We start from the raw sequence: 21,404 nt of genomic DNA on the forward strand, positions 1-21,404 counted from the left end.
ATCTCGCGCCCCCAGGGGCGCCGTCGCGGGGGCCGGTCCTGACGGACCGGCCCCCGCGGTGCGTTGACGGGGCCTCGGGGCCCTGTCGGGTTATCGTCACGAAGATGAACGACGCCCGTACCCCCGAGGGACCCCTCGCCTGCGCACGCTGCGGCAAGACCGCCGACACGCTGCCGCTGACCTGGACCTGCTCGGTGGAGAACGGCCGGCGCACGTACTTCTGCGAGGACTGCGCCCGCGCCAACATCCGCTCCATCGAGGGCCGTCTCGACTCCTCCTGGTGGTGACGCCGCCGGCCGCGGGTCTCCCGGCCGCCCGCCTCCCGCTCAGTCGGCGGCGGGTGCCACGAATCCCGGCAGCCACTCCTCCAGTTCGGCCCGCAGCCACACCGTCGCGTTGAGCTGGCACAACACCCCGATGGTGCTCAGCGTCACCCGGTGTATCAGCAGGTACGAGGGCGGCAGGTTGAGCTGCTTGCCCAACTGGTGGGCGGGGGAGCGGGGGTCGGCGATCCGGGCCGCCTGGGTACGCATCCAGCCGCGGGTGAAGACGAAGGACTCCGCCTCGGCGGGCTCGATGATCGGCAGCAGGTACTCCAGGACCGTGTCCGGGTCGAGTGCGACGGAGTCCTTGACGAAGCCGTCCGCGCGCAGCAGCTCGTAGACGGTCTCGGCCTCACCGGCGAGCGTCATGCGCAGACAGGTGCCGATCGTCTCCGGGAGCCCGCCCGGCAGCCGGTCCACGGTGCCGAAGTCGAGCACTCCGAGCCGCCACTCCTCCGGGTGCCCGCCCTCACCGGGTCCCGGCAGCAGCCGGAAGTTCCCCGGATGCGGATCGGCGTGCAGCAGACCGGTGCGCGCGGGGCCCGAGAAGAGGAAACGGGCCAGCAGCTGGCCGGCCCAGTTCCGCTGCTCCTCCGTGCCGTCCGCGATCACCTCGGCCAGCGGGACCCCGTCCATCCACTCGGTCACGAGGATCTGCTCCGACTGGTGCACCACCGCGGGCACCACCACGTCGGGATCGTCCGCGAACTCCTCCGCGTGCTTCCGCTGGGCCTCCGCCTCCAGGGCGTAGTCCAGCTCCTCGGAGACCCGGTCCCGCATCTCGGCGATCAGCGGCTTGATGTCCAGGCCCGGAATGAGCGGACCGAGGAGCCGGGCGAAGCGGCTCAGCTGCGTCAGGTCGGAGAGCAGTGCCTCCCCGGCGCCCGGGTACTGCACCTTCACCGCGACCTCGCGCCCGTCGTGCCACACGGCCCGGTGCACCTGGCCGATCGAGGCCGCCGCCGCGGGCTTGTCCTCGAACTCGAGGAACAGTTCCCGCCACTCCGGGCCCAACCGCTCGGCGAGGACGGCGTGCACGGTCCGCGTCGGCATCGGCGGTGCCGCGTCCTGAAGCTTCGTCAGCGCCGCCCGGTACGGTCCGGCCACCTCCTCCGGCAGCGCGGACTCGAAGACGGACAGCGCCTGCCCGAACTTCATGGCCCCGCCCTTGAGCTCGCCGAGCACCTTGAACAACTGCTCGGCCGTGCGCTGCTGGAGCTCGCGGGCGACGATCTCCGCCGATCTGCCGCCGATCCGCTTGCCCAGGCCCCAGGTGGCCCGGCCCGCGAAGCCGAGCGGCAACGCGGCCAACTTGGCGGTCCGGGTGACCGCCTTCCGGGGAAGATCAGACATACGCCCCTCCAAAACCCAGACTGCCGTGCCGCGCAGGGCCGTTACCCCGCCATTGTGTCCTGCGCCCTTCCGGCTGCCGAGGCGCGCTCCCCTTCTCGTCCGCGCGCCGCTCCGCAGGGACAGGCGGGGTGAGGTGCCAACCGTTCCACACGCCACTCGAGTAACGGCAGGGAAACCGACCAGCGGGTGCCCGTGCTCGCCGGGAGGTCCCCGTCCAGAAAGGCCAGCGCGTGGGCGGCGGCGAGACCCGCCACCGCGGTCGCGAGGCCCAGGTCGCAGGCGGGCAGCGGATGCGGGGCGCCGGAGCGCCACTGGGCGAGCAGCCGGGGCCAGACCGGCTCCCGGTCGGTCCGCTCCTCCTGGAGACACCGCGCGCAGGCGGTGCCGCCCGGCAGTACGAGCGGCCCGACCGTTCCCGTCGCCTCGAGCACTCCGGCGTACAGGTGCGGGGTGCCGGTGGCGACCCACCGCTGGGCCGGGAGCGGATCGGGGACGTACGCGCCGAGCCCGTCCCTCGGCGTCACCACGACGAGTGACAGCCCCGCGTCGCCGGAGCCCTCACCCGATCCGCCACGGCCCCCGGACGCCGACGCGCTCGACCGGACCGATCCGCTCCGGCGGCCCGATGCCGGGGCTCTCGACGGGCCAGGACCGCCCCGGCCGGTCCGCCAGTGGCCGACCAGGCGTCGGGCCGCCGTCGCCCGGCGCTCGCCGACGGACTCGGCCGGCAGTCCGCCGGGAGCCGTCTCCCAGGGTTCGACCCGGCCCGAGTCCAGCACCTCGACCTCGCCCACGCCCGCCGCGGCGAGGAGCGCCGCCACCGTCGCCCCCACCCGCCCGGCACCACGGACCTGGACGCGCAGGGCCCGCCGGGCGGCCAGGGTCCGTGCCGCCCGCTCCGGCGCGGGGTGGACCACGGAGAGGGAGGCCAGGTCGGCGCGGAGCGGATCGAGGGCCGGGTCCACCGCGCCGGCCGCGGGCCCCGTCCTCCCGGGCCGTCCGGTCGTGGCGTCGGCGAGCAGCCCGGCCGACTCCAGCCGGCCGAGGAGCGCGTCGAGGCGCCCCTCCGGCAGCCCCCGTGCCCGCGCCTCGGCCCGCAGCAGTTCGGTCCCCCGGGTGCCGTCGAGCAGTCCGAGCAGCGCTTCCGTGTCCTGGTCGACGGGGTCGAGCACCACCGCGTGGGCGGGGCCTACCCCGAACTGGACGCAGCGCAGTCCCCGCCAGGCCCGCCGCAGCGCCGGTTTCACCATCGGACGCATTTCCCTCGCCCCCGCCCCGCGCCGATCCGCATTCGTGATCGACGACGTCATGATCGTCGACGGTCCATTCGCCGTCCCCGGGTGAGATTGCCCGGTCGCCGTGAGAGCCGCCGAAAGTTGTCCACAGGCGAAGGGATTAGTCATTCGAATGGCGCGGAGCCGGGACGGATCGTTCGCGAAACCACTCCTCGGGCGGGACTCGCCCCGCCGGCAGCGGGTAACGTCGGGTCCGTGCCCGCCGACCCACAGCGCAGCGTGACCGACTCCCCGCACCTCGGTGCGGGGACGAGTGCGGTCGAGGTCCGCAGAAGCCCGCGGCGGAGCAGGACCGTCTCGGCGTACCGCGAGGGCGACCGGACCGTGGTGCTCATCCCGGCCCGGATGTCCGAGGCGGAGGAGCGCCGCTGGGTCGGCGTCATGCTGGACAAGCTCGCCGCCAAGGAGAGCCGGAGCGTCCTCGGGGACCGTGAGCTGACCGAGCGGGCGCTGCGCCTGTCCGAGCAGTACTTCGACGGCCGGGCCCGCCCCGGTTCCGTGCGCTGGGTCACCAACCAGAACACCCGCTGGGGTTCCTGCACCCCCTCCGAGGGCAGCATCCGCCTCTCCCACCGGCTCCAGGGCATGCCCGAGTACGTGGTCGACTACGTCCTCCTGCACGAGCTGGCCCATCTGCTCGTCCCCGGGCACGGCCCCGGATTCTGGCGGCTCCTCGAGGCGTACCCCCGCACCGAGCGGGCGCGCGGCTACCTGGAGGGCGTGGTCGCCGCCGAACGTCCACCGCACCGTCCCGCCGCTCGCGAGGAGTGACAGCGCCGGTACGCGGACGCGAGCGGGTTTCCCGATTCCGTACCGAAAACGACCTGCCCTGTCTCAATGTCGCACTCAGCGGTTAGCCTGGCGCGAGCATTCGCCATTCGGGATGGGGGACGGTCGTTACGCATGGCCAGGGAATTCCAACGCGGCCACAAGGCCAAGATCAGTGATCTCACCGCGGGAACCGATCTGTACGTGGGTGTGCAGATCGCGGCGCCCGGGTTGACCTTCGACATCAGCTGTTTCGGGCTCGACGCGGAAGAGCGGCTCTCCGACGACCGTTACTTCGTCTTCTTCAACCAGCCGAAGACCCCGGAGGAGTCCGTCCAGCTGCTCGGGGCCCAGTCCGGCGACACCGAGTCGTTCCGCGTCACCCTCGACCGCATCCCCGCGAACATCCACAAGCTGTCGTTCACCGCGACGATCGACGGCGCCGGCCAGATGTCCCAGATCGGCCCCGGTCACCTGCGGATCGTGGCGGGCGGCGAGGAGGTCGCCCGGTACTCCTTCACGGGCGCGGAGTTCAGCACCGAGCGCGCCGTGATGCTCGGTGACTTCTACCTCAAGGACGTGTGGCGGTTCGCCGCCGTCGGCCAGGGCTTCGACGGCGGTCTCGACGCGCTCCTGCGGAACTTCGGCGGCGAGGTCGCCGAGGAGGAGCCGGCCGCGCAGCAGCAGGCCGCGGCCCCCGGCTTCGGCCCGCCGCCGCAGGCGGCGACGCCGCCCGCCTTCGGCGCGCCCGGGGCCCCGGCTCCCGCCTTCGGCGCACCCGCCGCACCGGCTCCGGCGCCCGCGTTCGGCGCGCCGTCCGCCCCGCAGGCGCCCACGCCGCAGCCCGCTCCGGCGCAGCCGGTGCACACGGCGCCCACGATGGTGGCGCCGATGGCTCCGGCGCAGGTCCCGCCGCCGGCCCCGGCGGCCCCCGGTCCGTACGGGCAGCCGCAGCCGCCGCAGTACGGCCAGGTCCCGGGCCAGCCGCCCGGTCAGTACCCCGGGCAGGTCCCGGGACAGGCCGGCCAGTACCCGGGCCAGGGCCAGCCGCCGCAGGCTCCGTACGGGCAGGCCGCCCCGGCTCCGTACGGGCAGCAGCCGCCGTACGGTCAGCAGCCCGGCGTCCCGCAGGGCGTTCCGGCGACCGGCCCCGGACTCGCCGCCGCGCTCGCGCCGTACAAGGAGACCGCCACCGGCGCCCGCTGGACCCCGCAGAACCAGCAGCTCATGCGGGTCGACCTGGCCATGGGCGGCACGCCCGTCCTCGCCCGGCAGGGCTCCATGGTCATGTACCAGGGCAAGGTCGACTTCTCCCACAAGGGCGCGGGCTTCGCCGGCCGGATCGTCGGCAACGCCACCGGCCAGGAGATGCAGCTGATGCGCTGCACCGGTCGCGGTCAGCTCTTCCTCGCCGAGGAAGGCGCCCATCTGCACCCGATCGAGCTCCAGGGCGACGGCATCTGCGTCTCCGCCGAGAACGTCCTCGCGTTCGACGAGTCCCTCCAGTACGAGGTGCGGCGCATCGAGGGCCACGGCATCCCCGGCGGCGCCCTGTTCACCATGCAGTTCCAGGGCACCGGCACCGTCGTCGTGAAGACCCACGGCATCCCCGTGGTGCTGCCCGTCACCCCGACGACCTTCGCCGACTGCAACGCCGTCGTCGCCTGGTCGTCCGCGTCCCAGGTCATCCTCTCCAGCCAGGTCCGGCTCCGGCGCAACGCCTATCCCGGCCACAGCGGGGAGACCGTGAACCTCCAGTTCCGGGGAGCCCCCGGCAACTTCATCGTCGTCCAGCCCTACGAGGTCTGAGGGAGCCCGAAGTCATGAACCAGCAACTCGCGGGCTACGCCCCGACCCCCGTCGCGGCCCGGATGGAGAACCACGGCCGCACCATGCTCAAGGTGGCCATGGCCTCCGGCCAGGACCTCTACGCCCGGACCGGCTCGATGGTCTCCTACGAGGGGTACATCACCTACGAGCCCAACCCGCCCGCGGCCCGCCAGGTCGCGCAGCAGTGGATCACCGGCGAGGGTGCGCCGATCATGAAGTGCGCCGGCGACGGACTGCTCTACCTCGCCGACTACGGCGCCGACGTGGTCGTGATCAACCTCCAGAACGACTCGATCTCGGTCAACGGCACCAACCTCCTCGCCTTCGACGCCCACCTCCAGTGGGGCGTGGAGAAGGTCAAGGGGCTCGCCAAGTTCGCCGGTCAGGGCCTGTTCAACGTGGAGATCGCCGGCACCGGCTGGGTCGCGCTGACCTCGCGCGGCACGCCGATCGTCGTCGACTGCGGCCGCGGCGACGACGAGACGTACGTCGACCCCGACGCGCTCGTCGCCTGGTCGCCGGCGCTCAAGGTCAAGGGCAAGCGCAGCTTCAAGGCGTCCTCCCTCATCGGGCGGGGCAGCGGCGAGGCATTCCAGATGGCCTTCTCCGGACAGGGCATCGTCGTCGTACAGCCGAGCGAGGACAGCACCGACCGCCTGCGGCTCCGGGGCTGAGGGGAAGAACACACCATGCAGAGCCCGCTTTTCAACCACGCAGAGCAGCAGAGCCAGGAGCGGTACGTCATCCAGAACCCGCAGCTCCTGCGGGTCAGCCTCACCGGACAGGACGACGTCCTCGCCCGCAAGGGGGCCATGGTCGCGTACCAGGGGCTCGTCGACTTCGACGGCGAGTACAAGACCCCGAGCCAGCGGCGGGCCCAGGCCCGCACCGGTGAGGGCCTCGACCTGATGCGCTGCTCCGGCCAGGGCACGGTCTACTTCGCCAACCTCGCCCAGTACGTCCACGTCGTGGAGGTCGAGCAGGAGGGCCTGACCGTCGACAGCGCCTATGTCCTGGCGCTCGACTCGACCCTCAACACCGAGGTCATCGCCGTCGACAGCCAGTACGGCATCTCCGGCTCCGGCAAGTACCAGCTCAACATCTCCGGCCGTGGCAAGGTCGCCCTGATGACCTCGGGGCAGCCGCTGATGATGCACGTCACGCCCGACAAGTACGTCAACGTCGACGCGGACGCGATCGTCGCCTGGTCCACCTCGCTGCGCGTCCAGATGCAGGCGCAGACGCACAACTCCAGCGTCCGCACCCGCCGGGGCAGCACCGGCGAGGGCTGGGAGCTCAGCTTCCTCGGCCAGGGCTTCGCCCTCGTCCAGCCCAGCGAGGTCATGCCCCCGCAGAACGCGGCGATCGGGCAGGGCATCGCCGCCCAGTTCGGCGCGGGCCAGCACGGCTCCCACGCCCAGAACCAGAACAACGCCTGGAACTGAGCACCGGACACAGGTACTGAGCACCGGACACAGGTGAGGGGCGGTCGCCCGGCGACCGCCCCTTCCCCGTGTCCCGTCATGGACGCCGTGTCCCGCTACAGACGGGCCAGCGTGCTCTCCAGGAGCCGTACCACCGAGGTGTCCGCCACACCGGCCACCTCGTCGTACGCGAACCAGCGCAGGTCCAGCGACTCCTCGCTGATCTCCGCGGCGGCCCCCGCCGGGGCGAGCGCCGCGTACTGCACGTCCAGATGCCAGTGGCAGGGCGCCGGGATCGGATGCCGGTCGAGCCGCACCGGACCGCCCGGCAGCAGCGTCAGACCCGCGATCCCCGACTCCTCCGTCGCCTCGCGCAGCGCCGCCGACGCCATGGTCGGATCCCCGGGCTCGCAGTGACCGCCCATCTGCAGCCACATGCCCAGCTTCCTGTGCAGGGTCAGCAGCACCTGACCCCGCGAGGGGTCGACGACCAGCGCGCTGCCGGTGAGGTGGCCCGCCCCGCACGGCTTGTACACGCCGTTCGGGTGCGCCGCCAGGTGCTCCAGATACAGGTCACGCAGCTCCGGCTGGTCCTCGTACTCCTTCAGCACGAGGACCGCGTCGTCGTACAGGCTCACTCCTTGCCGTCCCCGTCCCCGTCCTCCGGGGCGTCGCCCTTCGCCGCCTCGCCGAGCATCTTGTCCAGCTCGGAGAAGTCGAGGTGCTCGCGGTGCACGAAGCCGTCGGGGTCGTCCAGGTCGGTCGCCGTCGGCAGCATGTCCGGGTGCTCCCACAGACCGTCCCGGCCGTCCACCCCGCGCGCGTCGGTCAGCGAGGCCCACAGGCGCGCCGCGTCCCGCAGCCGCCGCGGACGCAGTTCGAGACCGATCAGGGTCGCGAAGGTCTGCTCGGCGGGACCGCCCGAGGCCCGGCGCCTGCGCAGCGTCTCGCGCAGCGCGTCCGCCGAGGTCAGCCGCGACTTGGCGGCCTCGTGGACCACCGCGTCCACCCAGCCCTCGACCAGGGCGAGCGCCGTCTCCAGACGGGCCAGGGCCGCCTTCTGCTGCGGGGTGTCCTCCGGCTGGAACATGCCCTGCTGGAGCGCCTCCTGAAGCTGCTCCGGCTGCGTCGGGTCGAGCTGGCCCACCGCCTCCTCCAGCTTCGAGGTGTCGACCTTGATCCCGCGCGCGTACCCCTCGACCGCGCCGAACAGGTGCGCCCGCAGCCACGGCACGTGCGCGAAGAGACGCTGGTGGGCGGCCTCGCGCAGGGCCAGGTAGAGCCGCACCTCGTCGGAGGGCACGCCCAGGTCCTTGCCGAAGGCCTCGATGTTCAGCGGCAGCAGCGCGGCGCGGTTGGCGGGACCGAGCGGCAGCCCGACATCGGTCGACCCGACGACCTCACCGGCGAGCGCGCCGACGGCCTGCCCGATCTGCTGGCCGAACATGGCACCGCCCATGGAGCGCATCATGCCGATCAGCGGGCCGGCCATGGCCTGCATCTCCTCCGGCAGGACGTCGCCCATCGCAGCGCCGACGCGCTCCGCCACCGGATCCACCAGCTGCTGCCACGCGGGCAGCGTCGCCTCGACCCACTCCGCGCGGCTCCACGCCACCGCCGTGTTCGCCCCGGAGGGCAGCGAGGTGACCTGGTCGAGCCACAGGTCGGCGAGGCGTACGGCCTCCTCGACCGCGGACTTCTCGGCCGGGCCGACACTGGCGTCCTTGGTGCCGTCGGCGGTGCCCTGGGCCACCACCTGGCGCGCGATCTGCTTGGCCATGTCCCAGTTCACGGGACCGCCCTCGTAGCTCAGCATCTGGCCGAGCTGCTGGAAGGCCGCACCCAGGTCGTTGGGGTTCAGCGAGCCGAACATCGCCGCGAACGGGTTGTCCGCGCCGCCCGGGCCGCCCATGCCGCCCATGCCGGGCAGTCCGCCGAAGCCGAACGGGTTCGCCCCGAACGGGTTGCCGCCCTGGCCACCGGACCCCTGCCCACCTCCGGCGGGGTCCTTCTTCTTGCCCTCGTCGCCGTTCTCCGGCTCCTCCGGCGGAAGGCCGAATCCGAATGGGGTGTCACTCACAGGTTTCCTCGGCTCGTAGGGCCGCCGGCTCCTGCCGACGGCGACTGCCCCTTGCACACCACCAGCGTAGACATCCGGGCCGGAAATGGGCTCGGTGCTCCGCCGGGCCGTGCCCTGCGGCAGGATGGACGCCACCTGGTCCGTACGCGTCACGCGCGTACGTACTGAAGACAACCGCTGGAGACGCCCGGTGAGTTCCCCAGATCCTCAGGTTCGCGGAGCGCGAAACCACTCAACCCGGTCCGCCGCGCGCGGCCCCGTCGTCGCGGTCACCGGTGCCGCGTCCGGTGTCGGTGACCTGCTGACCAGGCGCCTCGCCGCCTCCGACGAGGTCAAGAAGGTCGTCGCCATCGACGAGCGCCGGGGCGAGGTCGCCGAGGCGCAGTGGCACATCCTCGACGTCCGCGACCCGGCCATCGCCGAGAAGCTGCGCGGCGCGGACGTCGTCGTGCACCTCGCCGTCGATCTCGACCTGGAGACCGACCCCGCCGCCCGGACGGCCTACAACGTGCGCGGTACGCAGACCGTGCTGACCGCCGCGGCGGCGGCCGGCGTCCACCGGGTGGTGCTGTGCACCTCCGCGATGGTCTACGGCGCCCTGCCCGAGAACGACATCCCGCTCTCCGAGGACGCCGAGCTCAGGGCCACCGCGGAGGCCACCGGCGTGGGCGACATGCTGGAGATCGAGCGCCTCGGCCGCCGGGCGCCCCGCGCGCACCCCGGCCTCAACGTCACCGTCGTCCGCCCGGCCGTCCTCGTCGGCGGTACGGACACGGCGCTGACCCGCTACTTCGAGTCGCCCCGGCTGCTCGTCGTCGCCGGGTCCCGGCCCACCTGGCAGTTCTGCCACGTCGAGGACCTGGTCAGTGCCCTGGAGTACGCGGCTCTCGAGAAGGTCGACGGGGAGTTCGCCGTCGGTTGCGAGGGCTGGCTGGAGCAGGAGGAGGTCGAGGAGCTCTCCGGCATCCGGCGCATGGAGCTGCCCTCCGCCGTCGCCCTCGGCGCGGCCGCCCGCCTCCACCGCATCGGCCTCACCCCGTCCCCGGCGGGCGACCTCGCGTACACGATGCACCCCTGGGTGGTGAGCGTCGGACGGCTGCACGACGCCGGCTGGCGGCCGAAGTGGACGAACGAGGAGGTCCTCGGCGCGCTCCTGGAAGAGGTCGAAGGCCGTCACACGGTCGCCGGCCGCCGCCTGGGCCGCAAGGACGCCACGGCGGCCGGCGCGGCGGGTGCGACGGTGGCACTGCTCGGCACGGCGGCGCTCGTCCGGCAGATGCGGAAGCGACGCGGGATCTGACCGGCCGCGGAAGCGACGCGGGATGCGACCGGCGCGGGTCGGCCCGCGGGGCCGGTGGGCGGCGATCTGTAGGACCCTCCTACGGCGGCCGCCGACCGCCGGTCGAAACCGCTATTCCGGGATCCCGCGCGCGTGCGGCACGATGGGGCCATGGCACCGACGTTTGACCACCCCGGCGAGCAGGCAGCAGCCGACCCGATCAAGCTCCTCGCGATCCGGGAGACCCCGCTCTCCGTCGACGAGGTCTTCCGGGCGGTCGGGGACGACGCCTCCGGCGGCACGACGCTCTTCGTGGGCACCGTGCGCAACCACGACGGCGGCGCGGACGTCGACGCCCTGGGCTACTCCTGCCACCCCACCGCGGAGGCGGAGCTGCGGCGCGTGGCGGAGAAGGTCGTCGCCGACTACCCGGTCCGCGCGCTGGCCGCCGTACACCGCGTGGGCGACCTCCGTGTGGGCGACCTGGCGGTCGTCGTCGCGGTCTCCTGCCCGCACCGCGGAGAGGCCTTCGAGGCCTGCCGCAAGCTCATCGACGACCTCAAGCACGAGGTCCCGATCTGGAAGCACCAGACCTTCTCGGACGGCACCGAAGAGTGGGTCGGTGCTTGCTAGGAGGGCAAGAAGGCGCGCCGACAGGGCGTAGCCGAACGCCCGATTTGCGTAACCGGCCCCCACGCGCGAGCGTTGACCTCACAGATGACACAGTCTGCTGATCAACTCACTGGGGATGGGAGGCCGGGATGGCAGCGCTGGCCTGGTTGCTGATTCCGCTTTTCGCAGTCGTCGGCGCGGCGATATGGGGAAGCTGGGCTTCGAGGAACAAGACCATAGGCGACGTGGCCGAACTCGCCGGCTACGCACGCTTCCGGGACGCGATGGAACGCGCCCACACCATGACCTCCCAGTCCGCTCGCACGGACCTCGAACCGGCCGCCGCGGCCGGTGGCGTCACCACCTCGCCGTCGAGCTGACTCCGGCCCGCCCCGTACGGACCGCCCCAGGGGTGCACCCCCGGACGAGTCCCGTACTGTCGTTCCATGCCACGCCGCACCGCGACGATGCTCGCCTCCACCCTGGTCCTGATCTGTCTGCTCATCGCGGGCGTCCTGATCCCGGTGCCGTACGCGGAGATGAGCCCGGGCCCCACGGTCAACACCCTCGGCGAGGCCAGGGGAGAGCCCGTGCTCCACATCGCGGGGCGCAAGACCTACCCGACCGACGGCCACCTGAACATGACGACGGTCCGGGTCACCAGCGCGGACTACAAGATGAACGCCGTGGAGGCCGTCTACGGCTGGCTGGCCCACGACAACGTGGTGGTGCCGCACGACACGCTCTACCCGGACGGCAAGACCGAGGAGCAGTCGAGCCAGGAGAACGCCGAGGAGTTCAGCCAGTCCCAGGAGAGCGCCAAGGTGGCCGCCCTCGGGGAGCTGGGGATCCCGGTGGTCTCCCGGGTCGTCGTCGGCAGCGTGATCAAGGGCTCGCCCTCCGAGGGCAAGCTGCACGCCGGTGACGTGATCAAGGCCGTCGACGGCGTGCCGATCGCCGCGCAGGCCGATGTCGCGAAGCAGGTGGTCAAGCGGAAGCCGGGCCAGGACGTCGAGTTCACGATCGTCCCCGCCAAGGAGGCGGCCGCGGCCGAGAAGGCGCGCAAGGAGCCGACCGTCACCCGGAAGGTGGTCATCACGACCACCACGTCGGAGGAGGGCGACCGGGCCGTCGTCGGCATCCAGGCGGGCACCGACCACGTCTTCCCGTTCACGATCGACATCAACCTGGCCGACGTCGGCGGCCCCAGCGCCGGGCTGATGTTCGCCCTCGGCATCATCGACAAGCTCACCCCGGAGAGCCTCACGGGCGGCCGGTTCGTCGCCGGTACCGGCACCATCGACGACGCGGGCAAGGTGGGACCGATCGGCGGCATCGAGATGAAGCTGGTCGGTGCGCGGAACGCCGGCGCGGAGTACTTCCTCACCCCGGCCGACAACTGCGGGACCGCCGCGTCCGACATCCCCGAGGGGCTCACCCTCGTCAAGGTGGACACCATCGACGACGCCACGAAGTCCCTGGAGAAGCTCCGCGCGGGCGACACGAAGTCCCTGCCGAGCTGCTCGAAGAGCTGACGGACGGAACCGGCGGGCGCGCCGATACGCCGAAGGGGCGCCCGGTCGACATGACCGGGCGCCCCTTCCTCGTGTTTCTCGTACGGGACGGGTCAGGACTCGAACGTCGCCGACAGCGCCTCGGCCAGGCCCGGCACCAGGTCCGGACCGGTCAGGACCTCGGTCGCCGTGTCCTTCTCGCGCAGCCGGATCGCCGCCTCGCGCGCGCCGCCGCGCAGCACCGCCACGGTCATCCGCACCTCCTGGCGGTCCGGGTGGGCGGCCACCCACTTGGCGAGCTGCTTCTCGCTCAGGCCCTGCGGGACCTGGGCCTCCGCCGACGGCGGCAGCATGAGCCGCTCCACCGTCATGGCGCAGCCGGCCACGCCCGCCGGCCAGGCGATCGTGCCGAGGAACTCGTCGAGGGGCTTTCCGCGCGGCAGTTTTTCCTGCTCGATCGGGGTGTAGGCGGTGGCGTCGTCACCCAGGCCCAGCTGGGAGGCGAGCGCGGGTTCCTTGGCGCGCAGGCGTGCGGTGTCGACCAGGGCGAAGAGGCGGGCCGGCTGGTCCCAGCCGAGGCCCGCCGCGTACTCGTCGATCTCGAGCACCGCGCGGGTGAGGGGGCTCGCGGCCATCGCCGGGCCGGAAGGGGAAACGTTGGACATGACCAATATCCTGCCTCCTCTTCCCCTGAACACGGGAACTAGGTAAAGCCTCAGTAAGTTGCACCAGTGGGCTCTACGATCGCGGGGCCTGCTTTCAGACGCATCAACATCGAGGGGCGCACGTTGGCTTTCCAGATGCCGGACCGCGGCGGTAGCCCGTCCGGGCCGAGGACGAGAGTCGGCCGGCCGTCCCGGCGGGCCCGCACCTTGCTCATGACTCTCGGGGTACTGGCCGTTCTGGCCATGGCGTTCGTGATGTTCGCCGGGTTCTGGACGGACTGGCTCTGGTACCGCTCGGTCCAGTACTCGTCCGTTTTCACCACTACCCTGTGGACCAAGATCGGCCTCTTCGCCGTCTTCGGTCTGCTGATGGGCCTCGCCGTCGGCCTGAACATCTGGCTGGCGTACCGGCTGCGGCCGCCGCTCAGCGCGATGTCGCTCGAACAGCAGAGCCTCGACCGGTACCGGATGGGCCTGGCCCCGTTCAAGAAGTGGGTGCTGCTCGCGGTCACCGCCCTGGTGGCGCTGATCGCCGGTGCCTCCGCCTCCGGCCAGTGGCGCACCTGGCTGATGTGGGTCAACGGTGTGAAGTTCGGCCAGAAGGACCCGCAGTTCGGGCTCGACGTGGCGTTCTACGCCTTCGACCTGCCCTGGTACCGCTTCCTCCTCGCCTTCGGCTTCGCCGCCGCCGTCCTGTCGCTGATCGCCGCCGCGCTCACGCACTACCTGTACGGCGGGCTGCGGATCACCAGCCCGGGCACGCGGGCCACCGCCGCCGCCACCGGGCACCTGTCGGTGCTGCTCGGCGTCTTCGTGTCGCTGAAGGCCGTGGCGTACTGGCTCGACCGGTACGGCCTGGCCGTGAAGTCCAGCGACTTCAAGGCCACCGGCAACTGGACGGGCCTGCGGTACGTCGACGCCAACGCGTACCTGCCGGCGAAGACCATCCTGTTCTGCATCGCCGCCATCTGTGCCGTGCTGTTCTTCGCGACGCTCTGGCGCCGCACCTGGCAGCTGCCGGTGATCGGCTTCGGCCTGATGGTGCTCTCCGCGATCCTGATCGGCGGCCTGTACCCGGCCATCGTGCAGAAGTTCCAGGTCCAGCCGAACGAGCAGGCCAAGGAAGCGCCGTACATCCAGAAGAACATCGACGCGACCCGCAAGGCGTACGCGATCGACGGGACGAAGCCCGAGAACTACTCGGGCAAGTCGACGGTGAAGGCCAAGGACCAGCTGCGCTCGAACGCCGACTCGGCGGCCAGCTACCGCGTCCTCGACCCGAACATCGTGTCGCCGACGTTCCAGCAGCTGGAGCAGAAGCGGAAGTACTACCAGTTCCCGACGACCCTGGACGTGGACCGCTACCAGGGCAAGGACACCGTCGTCGGTCTGCGTGAGCTCAACATCAAGGGCATCCCGAAGCGCAACTGGATCAACGACCACTTCACGTACACCCACGGCTTCGGGGCGATCATGGCCTCGGGCACGCAGACCGACGCCAACGGCTCCCCGGTCTTCACCGAGGCCGGCCTGCCGACCACGGGGACGCTCGGCCCGTACCAGCAGCGGATCTACTACGGCGAGAAGACCGACCAGTACTCGATCGTGGGCGGCCCGCAGAAGGAGCTGGACTACGAGGAGAACGGCGAGAAGACCACCAGCTACAAGGAGAAGAGCGGCGTCAGCCTCTCCAACACCTTCAACCGCGCCGCGTACGCGGTGGCCTTCAGCGAGCCGCAGATCCTCTACTCGGGGGCCATCGGCGAGGGCTCGCGGATCCTCTACAACCGCACCCCGAAGGAGCGCGTCGAGGCGGTCGCGCCCTGGCTGACCATCGACGGCGACGCCTACCCGGCGGTCGTCGAGGGCCGGATCCAGTGGATCATCGACGCCTACACGACGACCAACGGCTACCCGTACGCCTCGCGCACCACGCTCGGCGACACCACGGCCGACTCGCTGACCGTCGGCAACCAGCAGCGCGCGGTCGTGGCCCAGCAGAACCAGGTCAACTACATCCGGAACTCGGTGAAGGCCACCGTCGACGCCTACGACGGCACGGTGACCCTCTACGAGTGGGACACCCAGGACCCGGTCCTGAAGACCTGGATGAAGGCCTTCCCCGACACGGTCAAGGCGAAGTCCGAGATCAAGTCCGACCTGATGCAGCACCTGCGGTACCCGCAGGACATGTTCAAGGTCCAGCGCGAGCTGCTGACCCGCTACCACGTCACCGACCCCGCGCAGTTCTACAGCGGCTCGGACGCCTGGCAGGTGCCGGACGACCCGACCAACAAGGACGGCAACGCGGTCCCGCCGTACTACCTGAGCATGAAGATGCCCGGGGACACGACGCAGCGCTTCTCGCTGACGACGACGTTCACGCCGAACGGGCGGCCCAACCTGGGCGGCTTCATGGCGGTCGACGCCGACGCCACCAGCAAGGAGTACGGCCGGCTGAGGCTGCTGCGGGTCACCGAGGACGTCCCGGGACCGGCCCAGGTGCAGAGCAAGCTCAACGGTCTGCCCGCGGTGGCCACCTTCGTCCGGGACATGAAGGGCGCCGACTCCGACATCCAGTACGGCAACCTGCTGACCGTCCCGCTCGACGGCGGCTTCCTGTACGTGGAGCCGGTGTACGCCCAGGGACGCAACGCGCTCTACCCGCTCCTGAAGAAGGTCGCGGTGTCGTACGTGGACGCGGACCAGCCGGACGGTGACACGACCAAGGACACCACGGTGTTCGAGGACAACCTCACCCTGGCGCTCAACGCGGTCTTCGGGGTGGAGGCGCCCACCACGCCGCCGCCCACCTCGCCCACGGACCCGCCGGGCACCACCCCGCCGCCGGTGTCGAACGACGCCGCGCTCAAGCAGGCGATCGCCGACGCGCAGAAGGCGTACGACGAGGGCGAGGCGGCCCTGCAGAAGGGTGACTGGACCGCGTACGGCAAGGCACAGGACGCTCTCCAGGCTGCCCTCCAGAAGGCCGCGGAGGCCGGAGCGAAGCTGAAGGCGACCGGATCAAGCGGCTGACCTGAGGTTTTCCACCCCGCGCCCGTGATACTGTTGGTTCACCGACGCGGGGTGGAGCAGCTCGGTAGCTCGCTGGGCTCATAACCCAGAGGTCGCAGGTTCAAATCCTGTCCCCGCTACTCAGAGGACGAGGGCCCGGATCCATAAGGATCCGGGCCCTCGTCGTGTGTCGGCGTGCGCCGGGGCCCGAAGAGCGGTAGGGAGGGGGCGAGTTGGCGTGAGTCGTGTTTGACTTGTCTCTCTGTGGGCATGTCGACAAAACGCTGAGTGACCTCACTGGCTGCGGTATACCAGGTGTGCTCGGGTTGCGGGTGGTGCGACGATGGTATTTATGGGGGACAGGGCAACTCTGTTGGAGACAGGGCGGTTTGTGCAGCGGCACGCCAGGAACGCCGCGGACGAGATCATCGAGGCAGTAGGGGCCGTCGATGCGGCCGTCGACACCACCGCCGAGACCGATCCCGACACCGAGAACGAGACCGAGGTCGAGGCCCGCCACCGGCGTGCGGCCGAGCACGGAGACCTCGCCTCGATGAGCGCCCTCGGCGCGCTGCTGCTGCGCCGCGGCGACCTCGACGGCGCCGAGCCCTATCTGCGCGGTGCCACCGCCGAAGGAGACCGGGCCGCGGCCAACAACCTCGGCGTCCTGCTGCACCAGCGGGGGTACGCCGAAGAGGCCGCCGGCTGGTGGCGGGTCGCCGCCGTCGCCGGCTCCGCGCCCGCCGCCCACGCCCTCGGCCGCCACCACCGCGAGCGCGGCGACGAGCCGGCCGCCGAGTACTGGCTGCGCCAGGCCGCCGAGCAGGGCCACGCCCTCGGCGCGTACGCCCTCGCCGACCTCCTGGAGCACCGCAGCGACGTCGGCGCCGAGCGCTGGCTGCGCCAGGCCGCCGAGCAGGGCCACCGCGAGGCCGCGTACCGGCTCGCCCTCCTCCTGGAGCGCCGCGCCACCGAGACGACCCGCGGCCCGCACGACACCGGCACCCGGCTCAGGGCGCCCGGCACGGGCGCCGTCGTGCCCACCGGCACGGGCGCCGCCGCTCCCGGACGGACCGCCGGCGGCCCCGGGGGAGAGCCGACCGAGGCCGAGCAGTGGTTCCGGCAGGCCGCCGCGCGCGGCCACCGGCGGGCCGCGCTGCACCTCGGCGCGATCCTGGAGCACCGGGGCGAGCTCAAGGAGGCCGGCCGCTGGTACCTCAGCTCCGCCAAGGAGGGCGAGGCCAAGGCCGCCTGCGCGCTCGGCTTCCTGCTCCGCGACGCGGGCGACGAGGAGAGCGCCGCCGTGTGGTGGCTGCGGGCCGCCCAGGACGGCGACGGCAACGCCGCCAACGCGCTGGGAGCGCTGCACGCGGCCAGGGGCGAGCAGCAGACCGCCGAGCGCTGGTACCGGGCCGCCATGGACGCGGGCGACGTGAACGGCGCGTACAACCTCGGGCTGCTCTGCGCCGCGCAGGACCGCATCCCGCAGGCCGAGCAGTGGTACCGGCGCGCCGCCTACGCGGGCCACCGCGAGGCCGCCAACGCGCTCGCCGTGCTGCTCCTCCAGGCCGGCGACGCCAACGGCGCGGAGCCCTGGTTCTCCAAGGCCGCCGAGGCGGGCAGCGTGGACGCCGCCTTCAACCTGGGCATCCTCCACGCGGGCCGTGACGACGACCGTACGGCCCTCGTCTGGTACGAGCGGGCCGCCGCCGCCGGGCACACCGAGGCGGCCCTCCAGGTGGGCATCGCGACCCTCCGCGACGGCGACGAGCGGACCGCCGAGCGGCACCTGCGGTGCGCGGCCGGCGGAGGCAGCGCCGAGGCCGCCTTCCGGCTCGCCTCGGTACTCGACGCGCGTCGCCCCGACCCCGGCCCCGCCGTCCTCGGCGCGTCCCGGGAGGAGAAGACCGAGTGCGAGGAGTGGTACGAGCGGGCCGCGCAGCAGGGGCACCGGCGCGCCCAGGTGCGGGTCGGCATGCTCGCCGCGGGGCGCGGCGACCTGGCCGAGGCCGACCGCTGGTACCGCGAGGCGGCGGAGGCGGGCAGCCGCAACGGCGCCTTCAACCTGGGGCTGCTCCTCGCCCGCGAGGGCAGCGAGCGGGAGGCCGCCCTCTGGTGGACCCGGGCCGCCCGGGCCGGCCACGGCCGAGCCGCCCTCCGGCTCGCGCTGCTCGCGGCGCGCCGGGGGGAGCTCACCGAGGGGCGCCGCTGGTGCGCCCGCGCGGTGGAGCTGGGTCCCGCGGAGGTCGCCGAGCGGGCGGCCCGGCTGAGCGAGGCGCTGCACCAGGAGCTGACGGCGTAGCGCCGCTCGCCGCGTTAACGGATTTGCGCTGGTGACGGGGGTCCCGTAGAGTCTGGTTCACCGACGCGGGGTGGAGCAGCTCGGTAGCTCGCTGGGCTCATAACCCAGAGGTCGCAGGTTCAAATCCTGTCCCCGCTACTCAGTAGCAACGAAGGCCCGGATCCGATTCCGATCGGATCCGGGCCTTCGTCGTGTCCCAGGACGAAACCTTCCCTGACGCAACGGCGCAACGACCCGGTGACGCAACGACCCGGCGGCCCGGCGACGCGAAGAAGCCCCCGCATCGGCGGGGGCTTCTTCGGATGTCGCTCAGGCGGTCGTCGCGCAGCTCGGGCAGACGCCCCGGTACGTGACCTCCACGTTGGAGATCGTGAAGCCGAAGCGCTCGGTGTCCGGCAGGTCCGCCAGCGGGTCGCCGCCCGGGTGGACGTCACGGATCGCGCCGCAGCGCCCGCAGACGAGGTGCTGGTGCGGCCGGTGGGCGTTGGGGTCGTACCGCTTGGCGCGTCCGTCGGTCGCGACCTCCATCACCTCGCCGAGGGTGACCATCTCGCCCAGTGTGTTGTAGACGGTCGCGCGGGAGATCTCGGGCAGTCGCGTCACGGCGCGCGCGTGGACCTCGTCGGCGGTCAGGTGTACGTGATCCCCGTCGAGGACCTCGGCCACGACGCGGCGCTGCGCGGTCATCCGCCAGCCGCGTCCGCGCAGTCGTTCCAACAGGTCACTCATGAGGGCCAGCCTAACAGTCGCGGGACCTTGATCCCGAACGGGTGTGACTTTGGAAGTTCACTTGACTTAGACAATGTCTATCGTAGGATCTGAACCGGCATCGGCCAAGGGCCCCGCCGGGCACGGCCGAAGGACAGGACTCGCAGGTATGACGCAGGAGGCGCACGTGACGCAGGGACCGCTCACCACGGAGGCCGGCGCGCCGGTCGCCGACAACCAGAACAGCGAGACGGCGGGCGTCGGCGGTCCGGTCCTCGTACAGGACCAGCTCCTCCTGGAGAAGCTCGCCCACTTCAACCGTGAGCGCATCCCGGAGCGAGTGGTCCACGCGCGCGGCGCGGGCGCCTACGGCACCTTCACGCTCACCCGTGACGTCTCGCAGTGGACGCGTGCCGCGTTCCTCTCCGAGGTCGGCAAGGAGACCGAGACCTTCCTGCGCTTCTCCACCGTCGCGGGCAACCTCGGCGCGGCCGACGCGGTGCGCGACCCCCGCGGCTGGGCGCTGAAGTTCTACACCGAAGAGGGCAACTACGACCTCGTCGGCAACAACACCCCGGTGTTCTTCATCAAGGACGCCATCAAGTTCCCCGACTTCATCCACACCCAGAAGCGCGACCCGTACACGGGCTCGCAGGAGGCGGACAACGTCTGGGACTTCTGGGGACTCTCCCCCGAGTCGACCCACCAGGTGACCTGGCTCTTCGGCGACCGCGGCATCCCCGCCTCGTACCGCCACATGAACGGCTACGGCTCGCACACGTTCCAGTGGAACAACGAGGCCGGCGAGGTCTTCTGGGTCAAGTACCACTTCAAGACCGACCAGGGCATCAAGAACCTCACCACCGAGGAGGCCGTCCGCCTCTCGGGCGTGGACCCCGACTCGCACCAGCGCGACCTGCGCGAGGCCATCGAGCGCGGCGACTTCCCGACCTGGACCGTGCAGGTCCAGATCATGCCCGCGGCCGACGCGGCGAACTACCGCTTCAACCCGTTCGACCTCACCAAGGTGTGGCCGCACGAGGACTACCCGCCGATCGAGATCGGCAAGCTGGAGCTCAACCGCAACCCGGAGAACATCTTCGCCGAGGTCGAGCAGTCCATCTTCAGCCCGGCGCACTTCGTGCCCGGCATCGGTCCGTCCCCGGACAAGATGCTCCAGGGCCGGCTCTTCGCCTACGGCGACGCCCACCGCTACCGCGTCGGCATCAACGCCGACCACCTGCCGGTGAACCGTCCGCACGCCACCGAGGCGCGCACCAACTCCCGTGACGGCTTCCTCTACGACGGCCGCCACAAGGGCACGAAGAACTACGAGCCGAACTCCTTCGGCGGCCCGCACCAGATCGACCGCCCGCTGTGGCAGCCGGTCCCGGTGACGGGTGTGACCGGCGACCACGCGGCCCCGGTGCACTCCGAGGACAACGACTTCGTGCAGGCGGGCAACCTCTACCGCCTGATGTCGGAGGACGAGAAGGGCCGTCTGATCGAGAACCTGTCGGGCTTCATCGCCAAGGTCTCGCGCGACGACATCGCCGAGCGCGCGATCAACAACTTCCGCCAGGCGGACGGTGACTTCGGCAAGCGGCTCGAGGCCGCGGTCCAGGCCCTGCGCGGCTGAGGGCGCTTGTCGTAGAGGAAGCGGGCCGGATTTCCGTACGGGATCCGGCCCGCTTCCGCGTTTCCCGGCGGGTGGTTCAGCCGGCGACGCTGTGCGCGGGGATCCAGCAGCGGATGATGTCGCGTACGGAGACGATGCCGACGGGCCCCCGGTCGTCGAGGACGACGAGGTGGCGGAAGCCGCCGTGGGTCATGGCCTCGGCCGCCTCCGCCAGGGTCCAGGTGGGGGCGGCGAACACGACGTCGCGGGTGGTGTGGGAACCCGCGGTCTCGCGGTCGGGGTCCTGGTCCAGGGCGAGGGAGTTGAGGATGTCGCGCTCGGTGAGGATGCCGAGCCCGCCGGCGTCGGTGTCGAGGACGACGGCGGCGCCGACGCGGCGCGCCGACATCAGCCGGGCCGCCTGCCGGAGGGTGTGGGCGGGGCCGATGGTGAGGACCAGTGTGCTCATGGCGTCACGGACGAGCATGGACGGAGCCACCTCCTTGGTGTACCACCCCATGGGAAACGATTCACAAGTTCACAAGTGGGGGGATTCTGAGGGTGGCACCGGTGCGGAGGTCTGACAAGGGGGCGCGCGAGGCGCCCCCCGGGGAGTGA

At 71.7% G+C, this 21,404-nt stretch carries 19 protein-coding genes and 2 tRNA genes; 14 read left to right on the plus strand and 7 right to left on the minus strand.

Annotation, left to right across the window (positions count from 1 at the left end; genetic code table 11):
• Positions 1-104 precede the first annotated feature (104 nt).
• Positions 105-287, plus strand: coding sequence for a hypothetical protein (locus ACFWUY_RS29095; RefSeq protein ID WP_384116003.1), 183 nt, complete (start codon positions 105-107; stop codon positions 285-287).
• Between the two features lie 39 nt (positions 288-326).
• On the opposite strand, the gene ACFWUY_RS29100 is transcribed toward ACFWUY_RS29095, so the two are convergent.
• Both ACFWUY_RS29100 and ACFWUY_RS29105 read right to left on the minus strand, forming a co-directional pair.
• On the minus strand, positions 327-1,676 hold the full coding sequence (locus tag ACFWUY_RS29100) for an ABC1 kinase family protein (RefSeq protein ID WP_384116006.1): 1,350 nt from the start codon (positions 1,674-1,676) through the stop codon (positions 327-329).
• Positions 1,677-1,717: 41 nt separating this feature from the next.
• A complete protein-coding gene (locus ACFWUY_RS29105) occupies positions 1,718-2,935 on the minus strand; it encodes a TOMM precursor leader peptide-binding protein (RefSeq protein ID WP_384116009.1) in 1,218 nt (405 codons plus the stop codon).
• A 231-nt stretch (positions 2,936-3,166) separates the two neighbouring features.
• Between ACFWUY_RS29105 and ACFWUY_RS29110 the strand changes: the two genes are divergently transcribed.
• The 4 genes from ACFWUY_RS29110 (at position 3,167) to ACFWUY_RS29125 (ending at position 7,014) form a co-directional block, all read left to right on the plus strand.
• A complete protein-coding gene (locus ACFWUY_RS29110; protein WP_384116012.1) occupies positions 3,167-3,742 on the plus strand; it encodes a SprT-like domain-containing protein in 576 nt (191 codons plus the stop codon).
• 132 nt (positions 3,743-3,874) lie between these two features.
• The gene (locus tag ACFWUY_RS29115; protein WP_384116014.1) at positions 3,875-5,548 is read left to right on the plus strand and encodes a TerD family protein; all 1,674 of its coding nucleotides are present in this window, start codon (positions 3,875-3,877) and stop codon (positions 5,546-5,548) included.
• Between the two features lie 14 nt (positions 5,549-5,562).
• The gene (locus ACFWUY_RS29120; protein ID WP_384116017.1) at positions 5,563-6,243 is read left to right on the plus strand and encodes an AIM24 family protein; all 681 of its coding nucleotides are present in this window, start codon (positions 5,563-5,565) and stop codon (positions 6,241-6,243) included.
• Positions 6,244-6,258: 15 nt separating this feature from the next.
• Complete coding sequence (locus ACFWUY_RS29125; RefSeq protein WP_384116020.1) at positions 6,259-7,014, plus strand: AIM24 family protein; 756 nt, start codon at positions 6,259-6,261, stop codon at positions 7,012-7,014.
• Positions 7,015-7,109: 95 nt separating this feature from the next.
• Here the strand turns inward: ACFWUY_RS29125 and ACFWUY_RS29130 are convergent, their stop codons facing one another.
• Together ACFWUY_RS29130 and ACFWUY_RS29135 are read right to left on the minus strand one after the other, a co-directional pair.
• A complete protein-coding gene (locus tag ACFWUY_RS29130) occupies positions 7,110-7,631 on the minus strand; it encodes an NUDIX hydrolase (RefSeq protein ID WP_384116022.1) in 522 nt (173 codons plus the stop codon).
• Complete coding sequence (locus ACFWUY_RS29135) at positions 7,628-9,073, minus strand: zinc-dependent metalloprotease (protein ID WP_384116025.1); 1,446 nt, start codon at positions 9,071-9,073, stop codon at positions 7,628-7,630. Before ACFWUY_RS29135 ends, ACFWUY_RS29130 begins: the two co-directional genes overlap by 4 nt.
• Positions 9,074-9,263: 190 nt before the next feature.
• Here ACFWUY_RS29135 and ACFWUY_RS29140 point away from each other — a divergent pair, with 190 nt between their 5' ends.
• From ACFWUY_RS29140 to ACFWUY_RS29155, 4 genes are all read left to right on the plus strand, one after another.
• Positions 9,264-10,373 (plus strand): SDR family oxidoreductase, encoded by a 1,110-nt coding sequence (locus ACFWUY_RS29140; protein WP_384116028.1) that lies wholly within the window; start codon positions 9,264-9,266, stop codon positions 10,371-10,373.
• Between the two features lie 150 nt (positions 10,374-10,523).
• Positions 10,524-10,985, plus strand: coding sequence for a molybdenum cofactor biosynthesis protein MoaE (locus ACFWUY_RS29145; protein ID WP_384116031.1), 462 nt, complete (start codon positions 10,524-10,526; stop codon positions 10,983-10,985).
• A gap of 128 nt (positions 10,986-11,113) precedes the next feature.
• Positions 11,114-11,344 (plus strand): hypothetical protein, encoded by a 231-nt coding sequence (locus ACFWUY_RS29150; protein WP_384116034.1) that lies wholly within the window; start codon positions 11,114-11,116, stop codon positions 11,342-11,344.
• Between the two features lie 66 nt (positions 11,345-11,410).
• Positions 11,411-12,499: a PDZ domain-containing protein gene (locus ACFWUY_RS29155; protein WP_384116037.1), complete on the plus strand. Its 1,089-nt coding sequence runs from the start codon at positions 11,411-11,413 to the stop codon at positions 12,497-12,499.
• Positions 12,500-12,591: 92 nt separating this feature from the next.
• On the opposite strand, the gene ACFWUY_RS29160 is transcribed toward ACFWUY_RS29155, so the two are convergent.
• The gene (locus ACFWUY_RS29160; protein ID WP_384116040.1) at positions 12,592-13,143 is read right to left on the minus strand and encodes a PPA1309 family protein; all 552 of its coding nucleotides are present in this window, start codon (positions 13,141-13,143) and stop codon (positions 12,592-12,594) included.
• Between the two features lie 135 nt (positions 13,144-13,278).
• On the opposite strand from ACFWUY_RS29160, the gene ACFWUY_RS29165 reads away from it, so the two are divergent.
• From ACFWUY_RS29165 to ACFWUY_RS29180, 4 genes are all read left to right on the plus strand, one after another.
• Positions 13,279-16,179, plus strand: coding sequence for a UPF0182 family protein (locus ACFWUY_RS29165; RefSeq protein WP_384116146.1), 2,901 nt, complete (start codon positions 13,279-13,281; stop codon positions 16,177-16,179).
• 45 nt (positions 16,180-16,224) lie between these two features.
• Positions 16,225-16,298: transfer RNA gene (locus tag ACFWUY_RS29170), tRNA-Met, on the plus strand.
• A gap of 203 nt (positions 16,299-16,501) precedes the next feature.
• A complete protein-coding gene (locus ACFWUY_RS29175) occupies positions 16,502-18,460 on the plus strand; it encodes a tetratricopeptide repeat protein (protein WP_384116043.1) in 1,959 nt (652 codons plus the stop codon).
• A 64-nt stretch (positions 18,461-18,524) separates the two neighbouring features.
• A tRNA-Met gene (locus tag ACFWUY_RS29180) sits at positions 18,525-18,598 on the plus strand.
• 171 nt (positions 18,599-18,769) lie between these two features.
• On the opposite strand, the gene ACFWUY_RS29185 is transcribed toward ACFWUY_RS29180, so the two are convergent.
• Positions 18,770-19,189 carry a Fur family transcriptional regulator gene (locus ACFWUY_RS29185; protein ID WP_384116046.1) on the minus strand — a complete coding sequence of 140 codons (420 nt, stop codon included), beginning with the start codon at positions 19,187-19,189 and terminating at the stop codon, positions 18,770-18,772.
• Positions 19,190-19,337: 148 nt separating this feature from the next.
• Here ACFWUY_RS29185 and ACFWUY_RS29190 point away from each other — a divergent pair, with 148 nt between their 5' ends.
• A complete protein-coding gene (locus ACFWUY_RS29190) occupies positions 19,338-20,807 on the plus strand; it encodes a catalase (protein WP_384116049.1) in 1,470 nt (489 codons plus the stop codon).
• Between the two features lie 76 nt (positions 20,808-20,883).
• Here the strand turns inward: ACFWUY_RS29190 and ACFWUY_RS29195 are convergent, their stop codons facing one another.
• Entirely contained in the window at positions 20,884-21,273 is a 390-nt protein-coding gene (locus ACFWUY_RS29195) for a cyclic nucleotide-binding/CBS domain-containing protein (protein ID WP_384116052.1), read from the minus strand.
• Between the last annotated feature and the right edge of the window lie 131 nt (positions 21,274-21,404).

This window comes from Streptomyces sp. NPDC058664, from assembly GCF_042716635.1.
Taxonomy (GTDB): Bacteria; Actinomycetota; Actinomycetes; order Streptomycetales; family Streptomycetaceae; genus Streptomyces.